Below are 1,405 nucleotides of genomic sequence, written 5' to 3' on the forward strand. Positions count from 1 at the left end.
CAATCACCGCAAGCAGTCCGAAAGATACCGTCTTGGCTGTCAACCTAATTTAGTAATTACTTACCTTATATTTGATAAGCAGTTTGATGTTTTAATACACCATAGCATAGGTGTACTAACTTACGCATTGCAGCACTAACAATCAGCATTTTAGGCTTTCCTTTTTCACGTAGTCGCTGATACAGTGCCTTAATATGGGGATTATATTGAAGTGCAACTATAGATGGCATAAATAGGCTAGAGCGTATTTTACTATCACCTGCTTTTGATAAACGACTTCGTTTATTGACCGAACTGCCAGATTGGAAATGTATAGGAACTAGACCAACATAAGCTGCGACCTGACTTGCTTTTTCAAAGTGATGAGAGCGTAATAACCCTAGCATGAGCAATCCAGTTTTCCTTCCTACTGCTGGAATAGTAGTTAGTAAAGCAAGATCATTTTTTAGCTCTGAATCACCATTTACATGACTAGAGATCGTTTCATCCAATCTAATAATCTCTTGTTCAAGTTGTTGAATACGAATATTAATTGAGAGTAATACTTGTGGAAATGTTTGAGTAGATTGAGCCTTTTCTAAACGATTCTTTTCACGTTGCAAGTCTTCTTCAAGAACTGCATATCTATTTATTAAAGCCTTTAATATTCTTACATTTTCTTTCTCAGGTTGCCATGTTGCTAACTTAACAGTATTTGCATAATAGACGAGAGCTTCGCTATCTGCTTTATCTGTTTTATTTAGCATTGATAATCCTTTTGCAAACGCTCGAACTCTTGCAGGATTAGCGATACATATTGTTAACTCCATATCATATAAAAAATGAGCTAGATTCTCATGATATACCGATGTAGCTTCCATTACAGCCCGAGTGTCTGATAAATTAACATCTAGTTCGGTTAACCACTTTACGAGTTTAACAAAACCAGATTGTGCATTATCAAACCTTTTGGTTTTTCTCTTTCCAGTTAGACCAGAAGGAAAAATACAACAATCAATTTTGGCTTTACTGACATCAATACCCAATGTAATCATGTGTACCTCTACAATCCATTAGTGTTTTAATTACTCACTAATCACGATCTAACCTTGTGAATACAGCATCAAAGTGCTTAGTTACCGTTCAGAGTTGAAAGGAGTAATTAGGGGAAAATTGTAGACTTACTCTTTCGGACAAACTTAGAAGTTTTAGGTAGAACACAAGCTCTACAATTTTCATATAGTGATAGCTAATCACTATACAAACTAAGATACAAGGTAGAGCAGATTTGCGAATAAGAGTATGGGAATGTGAATGCGGAAGTGTAAATCAACGCGATTTAAACTCCGCCAAGAACATACTTGCGCTTGGGCATAAGCGTCTAGCAGTAGGAATCACCCTCCTTTCAGGTGGGTGAGGATGTCAA

The 1,405-nt window shown here is 36.5% G+C and carries 1 protein-coding gene and 1 pseudogene; one reads left to right on the top strand and one right to left on the bottom strand.

Going from position 1 to position 1,405, the window contains the following annotated elements:
* Positions 1–65 precede the first annotated feature (65 nt).
* Complete coding sequence (locus tag FTU86_RS13705) at positions 66–1,034, bottom strand: IS110 family transposase (RefSeq protein ID WP_127800624.1); 969 nt, start codon at positions 1,032–1,034, stop codon at positions 66–68.
* A 218-nt stretch (positions 1,035–1,252) separates the two neighbouring features.
* On the opposite strand from FTU86_RS13705, the pseudogene FTU86_RS13870 reads away from it, so the two are divergent.
* Positions 1,253–1,396 (top strand): annotated as a pseudogene (locus tag FTU86_RS13870) (zinc ribbon domain-containing protein); the annotation flags it as partial.
* Between the last annotated feature and the right edge of the window lie 9 nt (positions 1,397–1,405).

Source organism: Acinetobacter sp. YH12155 (genome assembly GCF_013418255.1).
Classification (GTDB): Bacteria; Pseudomonadota; Gammaproteobacteria; order Pseudomonadales; family Moraxellaceae; genus Acinetobacter; species Acinetobacter indicus.